Annotated in this window: 6 protein-coding genes and 3 pseudogenes; all 9 read left to right on the top strand. The window is 40.3% G+C overall.

Features of this window, described 5'->3' with window-relative positions:
• A partial coding sequence (locus tag HGT73_RS10150; protein WP_214214416.1) for a DUF2345 domain-containing protein occupies positions 1-1,065 on the top strand: 1,065 nt, incomplete at its 5' end.
• On the top strand, positions 1,062-2,972 hold the full coding sequence (locus HGT73_RS10145; RefSeq protein WP_244968525.1) for a lipase family protein: 1,911 nt from the start codon (positions 1,062-1,064) through the stop codon (positions 2,970-2,972). The genes HGT73_RS10150 and HGT73_RS10145, both read left to right, overlap by 4 nt.
• Positions 2,956-3,717, top strand: coding sequence for a hypothetical protein (locus HGT73_RS10140; RefSeq protein ID WP_214214414.1), 762 nt, complete (start codon positions 2,956-2,958; stop codon positions 3,715-3,717). Before HGT73_RS10145 ends, HGT73_RS10140 begins: the two co-directional genes overlap by 17 nt.
• 554 nt (positions 3,718-4,271) lie before the next feature.
• Entirely contained in the window at positions 4,272-4,538 is a 267-nt protein-coding gene (locus HGT73_RS10135; RefSeq protein WP_214214412.1) for a PAAR domain-containing protein, read from the top strand.
• A gap of 3 nt (positions 4,539-4,541) precedes the next feature.
• Positions 4,542-5,696: a hypothetical protein gene (locus tag HGT73_RS10130; RefSeq protein WP_214214410.1), complete on the top strand. Its 1,155-nt coding sequence runs from the start codon at positions 4,542-4,544 to the stop codon at positions 5,694-5,696.
• 78 nt (positions 5,697-5,774) lie between these two features.
• A pseudogene (locus HGT73_RS10125) lies at positions 5,775-6,365 on the top strand (type VI secretion system baseplate subunit TssF); the annotation flags it as partial.
• Positions 6,329-6,595: pseudogene (locus HGT73_RS10120) on the top strand (type VI secretion system baseplate subunit TssG); the annotation flags it as partial. The pseudogenes HGT73_RS10125 and HGT73_RS10120, both read left to right, overlap by 37 nt.
• A gap of 531 nt (positions 6,596-7,126) precedes the next feature.
• Positions 7,127-7,315, top strand: a pseudogene (locus HGT73_RS10115) (type VI secretion system contractile sheath large subunit); the annotation flags it as partial.
• 73 nt (positions 7,316-7,388) lie between these two features.
• Complete coding sequence (locus tag HGT73_RS10110; RefSeq protein ID WP_214214400.1) at positions 7,389-8,246, top strand: hypothetical protein; 858 nt, start codon at positions 7,389-7,391, stop codon at positions 8,244-8,246.
• The last annotated feature ends 581 nt before the right edge of the window (positions 8,247-8,827 follow it).

Raw genomic sequence — 8,827 nt, 5'->3', positions numbered from 1 at the left:
ACGCGTAACGTTATCCGCACAGCTGGCCTGAACAAGCTGCGGATGGAGGACAAGCGCGGAGAAGAGCACGTCAAGCTTAGTACAGAGTACGGTGGTAAGACCCAACTTAATTTAGGGCACAACGTCGATGAGGAGCGCGTTGTTAGAGGAGAAGGTGCAGAGTTACGCACTGATGATTGGGTAGCTGTTCGGGGGGGAAAAGGGATTTTACTAAGTGCTGATTCTCAACCGAATGCTGAAGGTGTAATGCTCGATATGCGTAAAGCTGTACAGCAGCTGGAACAGGCTCTTGCCCTCGCAAAAAGTCTGAGCAAAGCAGCTGAGACAGCAAAAGCAACTTCGGCAGATTCAGATAGCCAATCGAGTCTGAATAATGCGCTCTCCGGACTGCAAAAGCCAGGGATATTAGCCCATTCACCGATGGGAATTGGGATGGTCAGTCCCGAAGCCGTTCGGATTGCGTCTGGAAGCCAAAGTGTAGGAATAGTGTCTGGTCTCAATACAGACATAAGCGCAGCTCAGTCGGTAACTGTTGCGGCGTCGAAAACTGTCAGCCTATTTGCACAACGAGCAGGGATACAACTTTTTGCAGGGCAGGGAAAAGTGGATGTGCAGGCGCAAGGCGATGCATTGAATATTCAGGCATTGAAGGATGTCACAGTTACCAGCAATAACGGTAACGTTACGGTAAATGCCAGTAAGGAATTAACCCTTGTTTGTAATGGGGCTTATATCAAGATCAGTGGCGGAAATATTGAACTTGGATGTCCGGGAAATATCCTGCTGAAAGCAACGAATGTGCAAAAAATGGGGGCGGCAAATCTTAATCTGTCTCCTCAGGAACTGCCTAAAGGATTTAAAGGCGGATTTGCAATAACTAACCAGGAAACGGGTGAAGTGATGCCTTACACCTATTATAAGGTTACCACCGCTGAAGGTGATGTTTACTCAGGGACAACAGATAAGCTCGGAAATACTATGCCAATTTATACTGCGTCTCCATCATCAATGAAAATTGAGTTTCCCTTAAGCAGTACTGACAGCGAGCAAGAAGTATCATCATGAGTGAATCAAGAACATCAGCGGTAGGGACATTCGGAAAAGCTCAAGCTCCAGCGCAAAAGAAATGCTGGATTGAGATTCAATTGATTGATGAGAATAATAACGCAGTAGCTAACATGCCATGGCGGGGAGAAAACGAGGCTAGCCGAGATAAAGTTATTCAGCCTTATAGCGGAGTTACTGATTCAGAAGGTATTTTGAGAATCGATGATTTGCTTCATCCTGATCTGACTCTTTTTGTTGAAGCTCAAGCACTTGTTGATGAAATGGAGCAAAGGCCTTTAAGTATAGAAAGAACATACTCCTATTCTATGAAAATGTCGCCAGTGACTGTCGATGCCAACACTCATAATATTTGTTATTATGTTGTTGTAGGGCAATTGTGCCATAAAGCACCAAACATTCCTGACTGGAATAATAAAGAATTACCGGCTTTTCATTTCCCTGACCCTGATTTTTCCGGGTTAACCATTTCAAATATTTACTTTAATTCTAGGGTTATAGTGAAGGTATGTCCATTTAGAGCATGGAATATCCTTCTTCATCATACCAAAGATTACTCTATTATAAATGCATTTAATTTGGGGCTTTTAGCTGAGTTTGCTTATTCTGACAAAGAAAAAGTATTATCTTTTTTTAATGACCAATGCCAAGACTTATCTAAAGTTCCATATATGCTCTATGAAACCATTTCTGTGGATGTGCCGTTCAGAGAACGTTATGTAAATCCAGTATTTCTCGATACTACGGAAGGTGATATTGGGGAAGGAGGAACACAGCTTTTCTTCGTCAGTAATTTAACTAAGCTAATAGTAGGATGGAGAGGTACTGAGCCAGATAAACTAGCAGATCTTAGTGCTGATGGAACATTCAGGCCGGTACCATGCCCAGATATAGTGCCTGCAGGTCATTGCCATAAAGGTTTTTTAGATGCTTTTAATTTAGTTGGAAAAAAATTCGGGGACCAATTCAAGCAAATTCAGAGCTTATCCAATGGACGTGAGCTTTTTATTGCTGGGCATAGTTTAGGCGGGGCGTTGACACTAATTCATGCTACTGTACTGCGTGATTATCAACCAGTAATTTATACATATGGGATGCCACGAGTGTTTACGGCATCGACTATTAATGAGATGCAAAATATTTCTCATTATAGGCATGTAAACGACTCAGACTCAGTGACAAGCGTTCCACCGGAACTAGAGTTAGATAATAAACTTTATGACCTTTGGGGGCTCTACGGTGTCGTATATGGATTCATTGGTTCTGTTTGGGCTATGGAAATTCAAGGTGCTGGAATTAAGTTTGGTGATCCTTATTGGCATCATGGTAGTACTGTCTGCTTTTTTAAGGCTGAGCAGTCTATTGTTAAATATTCAAAAAGAATAATGCCACTTATAGGCATGGACGTTAGCAACCCTTATATGTCAATAAGAGAGATCTCATTTTATAAATGTAAGCTATATCTTGTTCCAGAACTTAATGAACAAATGTTTTGCACTACAGCAGAAGAGCAACATAAATTTGTAAAATGTTTATCTCCTGAGAGTTTAAGGCATTACTTTCCTAAAAATACCAATCCAAATCTTGACTCTTGGACAAATCCAGAAAATCACTCTATGTCAAATAAATACATGCCATTTATCAATAATGAGTTGATTGAGTTGTTAGATCCTGAACGGAAAATGGAAAGGAAAACGAATCGAGATAAATTCTCACGCACTGTTGATAATGCATCGAAATCAACAGAAAACACCTCGAAAAACGAAGTGGAAAGGAATAAGATTTTTTTATCATTGCAACAAATGATGCCAAAAACATTAGGGATATCAAAGACCGAGAGCAATTGGGTGAATGCATTGGTCAGATTTAAAAATACTGCAAAGGAAGAACATGAAAATATTAATTAAGAATATGGCATTTATCTTTCCTTTTTTTTTGTTAGGCTGTGATAAAGATGAGTCATTGAATCCTCCGCCTGATAGTGAAGTGGTTTCTGTAATTGCAAAGATGCCTACTGACAGTAAAATACTGCCATTGGAAATTATGTATCGTTCAACCAGTTGCTTGAAGAGCCGTAAAAATTCAAATGGAGATGTAGTAAAAGAACCAGGGTATCATTTTATCAAGAAAGAATTCAATCATGTATCTGGTGACAGTATATTTAATCTAGACGTTTCACGCGATGGTGGCGGGCAGTGTAATTGGCGATTAAGCAATATAACCTTAGGGTTTAATTTAAAAGAACCCCCATCAGATAAAAATGAAAAAATTGAAAACATTCCAATTAAAGAAATTATTGTATTTGATGAAAATTCACCTCAACGGCTAAGTGGATCATATGAAGTTATTAATGGAAATGTCACTCTGAATGAGGATTATTTCCCTTTAATAACAGAGCGTAGGAAAATTGGTAGTTCCGTTGAATATTCCATTGTCAGGTCCTCACCTGATGTGATTTATAAATCAACATCGGTAAAGGAAGTTATTTTTGAGCCTAGGCTTCATTTTTTAAAAGCCTTACGCGCCACAGAGCCATCGGTGCAAAAGGTCGGGGTATATATGTCAGTGTTGTACCCAGATGGAACCGTTGAGAATGGGCCATGTTTCCCTAATTACAAAAAGCTTCAGTTGCTTGCAAAAGGTAGTGATTGATTATTATTTGTATTTAGATAATGATTTTAAATTTGAATTATCGATCAAAATATATGGTGGTTATGAAATATTTTTCAATAATTCTCTACGGGATTTCAGCACTATATTTTTTAGCTGCTTTATATTTTCTATTGTATGTTTGTAGTTGCTGTACAAAGATTAGTTTTACTGCGTTCTACCCGACGTGGCAGCACGATTTCCCTCTGGGACTCCAAACCCGTAAAAGAGCTTATTGCGCCACGTCGGCTTCATGATGAGTCCGAACAGCTGCCAGGACGACAGCAATGTTAGTCCGAACAGCTGCCAGGACGACAGCAATGTTAGTCCGTATCAGATTCTTTCTTAGGAGTGAAAAGCATTATTGTAGACGCTGGAGGTCGAGACAGATTAATAATCTCTTATGCCTTAGGCTATTGGATGTGGATATCTGCTCCGTTTATCGTAATAGTTGGTCAATATATCGATATTAAATGGTGTGTAAGATTTAAATACAGCTGAATTGATTTTGCTATTGGCTTTATTTTTAGATCGTAAATGGTTGCGGAGGTTTCAATATGTCTAACGGTTTTGTATTGCTGGGAGATAAAACAACGCATGGTGGAGAAGTGATCTCTGCTTCTTCAACTATGATAGTTAATAACAAAAAGGTGGCCTTAGTAGGAGATAAAGTAAGTTGTCATAAAGAAGGCCACGGAATAAATGCCATTATAGAGGGTTCGCCTGAATGGTCCTCTGATGGTAATTCAGTTGTCGTGGATGGTTGCCATTGTGAATGTGGTTGTCAGGTAATCTCCAGCGCGCCGGATTGCGCTATAGGATAATTAATGAGTTGGGAGCGTCAAAAATCACATGTTACTCCGATGCCGGAAGAACCTTCTCTTCTTATCTGGCTTATCGGTGGCCTCGCTGCCTTGATCGCAGGAGGGTTGATCTTCGTTCTCCATGCTAATCAGTTGCTGGGAGCAGGACAGAGCTACAATATTTGGGTTGTGTCCGGCTCTCCACCACTTATCTGGATTTTTTGCATTTGCTTGAGAGCCTGGCTCTATAACAATGGTGTTGATAAGCACGAATTTGAATCGAAAGAAGCTGACTACTCTCAACAGCGATGGACCGAATGGGCCGGGCGTTATCTGGCTGTAATGGGCAGTGAAGTGATCCTGCCTCAGTCACTGACAGTGCCAATGTTCTTACCTGGAAGTACCGAATTAGAGGAATTCAACGGGTTGGTCAGGCGGCTTGATATTAGCCCAGCCATAGCAGCGTCATTAAAACAGCTCGACGGCGTTAAAGTTGCGCTGATCCGATTACCAACAGATATAGCATTGAAGGCATTTCTGCTAACTGATTCACCTGAGGAAGACGCTGCGCTAAAAGCGATCTTTGATGAATGCTGGCGTGAATTGATGCCAGCGGAGCGCCCTGCCCCCACATTGTCAGTGCTGCGATCTCTTTCTTTTGATTCTGTAGAACAAAGAATTAAAACGCCAGATATTTCTGTTGAGCTTGTCATAGTGCAACAGCTGTGTGGTCGTGATCGATATAGCGATGCGCTTGCTACGCTGTTGCTGACAACTGATGATGTTGCGACCAAATATGAACTAGGCCACAACGTACGTCTGCTCCGTCCTATGTCTCTGGAAGACGATGACATGCTCAGTGAGTTTGATCTCTACTTTTCTACTCAGACCCAGTCTATCAATACTCAGCATGTCATTGGTGACCACGTTCGTTGGGGGCAGTCGTTTTCATTGATGCTTAAAGCCAGTGAGTTATATCAGGGGTACTGGAAAACAGAACAACTGCACTGGCTTGAGACATATGCCGGGCGCTGCGGGCCATTTTCCCCCTGGATAATGACTGCCATAGTCAGTGATGCGGTACAGCTACTGAAGACAGACTGTCTGATGTTATCGGAAGGTGAAGGGCAGCGTTTTATTAATACCGTGACAACAGGGAATGAGAATGAAAGCAGTTGAGGATACTGTATGGCGTGGGAACTGGGGGCGTTTCGGGCTGACAATAATTATTACTGCGGTAGTCGCCTGGCTTATCCTGGGGGGAAGTCATTCGAGTGGGAGCAACTTTCACAGGCTCCGGAGTCGCTCTCTATTCGTATCACCGGCACCAACGGCCAGCTGCCTCGTCGCTCGCTGGAAAGTCCCCTGCTTGACCGGGTAATGAAGGCAGGCAAAGTGCCAGTCAGTGTCCTGAACCTGAAAGTGCCGACCCTGCCGCTGTATCCACCGGCGAACGACCGCTTCCACTGGCGGGTGATGAGCCACCTAGGCTCAAGCTTTTTAAGCATGATGGATAACCCGGAAGTACTGCGCGGTACGCTGGCACTCTATGACTGGACCGATGATGAAATGAACCGTCGCCGTCTGGAGGCGATTGTGGCGGTAAAACACACCCTTACCCGCCGCTTCGAGAAGGGCTTTATGCTGCGCGGAGTGGACATTGAAATCACCCTTAATACGGACAATTTTTCCGGAGAAGGCGATGTCACCCTATTTGGGGAAATGCTGCACCGCTTCTTTTCCCTCTATGCCGATGTCCACCTCTTTAATCAGCTCACACTGGTTCTGCAACCTACAGGGAAACGACTACGATGGAAAGAGAATCACAGCCAGCACATTCCGGGCTGACGGAGCAGCTTCGTGACGATATCTGGCGGGTTAACTTCTACCGCTTCTGTCAGCTACTGGAGCAGGAGAACCCGGAAGCACCAAAGCTCGGCAGTACCGAAAAACTCTCCGCAGATCCGGTACGTTTTCGCCCATGGCCGGGGATGGGCTTTCCGGTCAGCGAACTTAGAGCGGTTGAAACCGATAAAGATTATCCGGACCGGTCGCCGACGGTGCGCACCACATTAGTAGAACTCATACTTTCTATCATCTTCAATAATTGTTGCTGAAAGATATAACCAGGACATTATTTTCTCTTTATTTAAAAATAATATAATACCCTGAAATCCTGACAGGATCGCAATACAATCCTAAGACTTCATGAAACGTTCTTCGCTGAAATATAAAATCACTTATGTTTCTGGAGTTTTTATTATGGCTATAGCTCTCTACATCTTTTATCTATTTCTAATCTAAAATCCTATATTTAAAAGACGTGGGCGTTTCAACCCCCTCCTGATGTTAATGTGAATCAGTTCAAAATCTTTTCGATAACAATTATCCGTTTGTTTTTACTACTGCAATATAAATATTTTGCTTTGTTAGCTAGTGGTAGTTCATTTTACTTTCATAAGAGTTTAATCAACCATTATCTTTTAGTGTAAAATTCTTAAATATTTCATTTAATATTCGGTTTATCTGATCTTAATTCGATCATTATTCTATTATCGTGTGAAAATCACTTTAGTCTGAAAGTGCGCACAGCGATAAACCGAGGGAAGATGCTGATGTCGGTAAAAAATGAGAAAGGGACGAGTGGCGAAAGCGTGGTACTGGAACGCTCTGTTGCAGATGGGGTTAATGCGTCCCTGTTTGAAAAAATTAATCTGAACCCGGTGTCCGAGCTGAGTGCGCTGGAAATCTGGCAGGACGCACAGGCGATGTCGGAAGCGACTGCAGATGAACTATTAGTTAATAAGTATGATGATCACTACGATGATCGGTTTGAAAATTTAAATAGATTGTTACGTGACGGAGTCTTTAATGAAGTATTTTAGCTTATTAACTTTTATTTTTATCTCTACAAATGTTTATGCTACAGAATTTTATTTAAAACCAGGAATGGAAGATATTGATGGTACGAAATATTATACACTGACAGCAAAAAACTCTAATGGACAAAAAAATATTGATATTGCTTTAGAAGGAAATGCAAATACAGTAACTATTAGAGACCGCCTTAAATTTTATTGTAAGTGGGGAACGGCTGATGGTATAAGTATTGGAATGTCGTCACAAACAGGTGACGGTGTAATGACTATTTATTCTTATTATTTTTTTGATAAGAAACTATCTAATATTTTCGCAAAATCCTATGCTGTAATGAATTCAAAAACACCTTACACGCCACTTTCACTTAATCACTCGGTCTGTAGACATGAGAGGGAAGGCGTAAAAAAAGATAACCGGACGGGTAAAGATTACGTAGAGAATTATGAAGTTATTGCTGATGGTCCCTTTGTTTTGAAAGATGTTCCAAATGTACATATAAAATATGTTACAGATAAGGGGCTAAATCTTGTTAAAGAAAGCGAGTTGGGCGATGCTACTATTGATACTTATAAAATTAAAGGCAACCTGTCTCCTGTGAATTTATCTGTTTTTTTCATGGTTCTTTCTTCTGAAATGAATATTATAAACTTAATATCATGGGGGAGTGCTCATGATAGGATTTGCTATAAAGTCTATGCTTATACTTACGATAACAAAGGAGATATCTCGAAAAACATTGCTATAAATGATGATGTTAATCTATCCGGATGTGAAGGAAACGGAACTAAGTTCAACTATAAAAATACTACATTGATTAAAAAATATTTAAATAAAATATTCAAAGAGTGAATCTTTTAGCTAGCAATAACCCGGGTTATCGACAGATTAAAAGCAGGATGGCTGGGCTTAAAATAATAACATAAACTTAGATTTATTTTTAACCTTACTAAGTCTTATAACTCTCAATAAATTTCCCGACTAAACAGAAAAAATTCTTACGACATATGATGAACTAATACTGCCTGAAATTGTGAAGGGTTTCGTATTTAAAAATCACTCGAATACATCCATGATATCTTATTTTCAATAATACTAAATATCTATATTTGAGGAGTAATAACGATATTAAAAAATGCCTTGATGATTTTTAAGGTGAATAATAATTGCATATAAAAATTCTACCTGCGGGCACAGAGGGTAAAATACATAATGTAACTGAGAGTAATAAATAATTAATAAAATCCAAAAAAATCAAAACCTTTGGTAAATTTATGTTTATCCGGTTTCTTCTAATGAATGATTATTTTTCACATACTTTTTACCGACTTCCAGCAAGTAAAAATAATATACCGTATAAAATTACATTAAAAATCATGAGGAGCTAACATCTGGAGGTAATAATGATAAAAATAGAAATCATTAAAGAATAA

The sequence above is a fragment of the Rosenbergiella australiborealis genome (genome assembly GCF_018494035.1).
GTDB lineage: Bacteria > Pseudomonadota > Gammaproteobacteria > Enterobacterales > Enterobacteriaceae > Rosenbergiella > Rosenbergiella australiborealis.
Note: the sequence above shows the minus strand (reverse complement) of the source record. Positions and strands in the feature narration are given on the sequence as shown.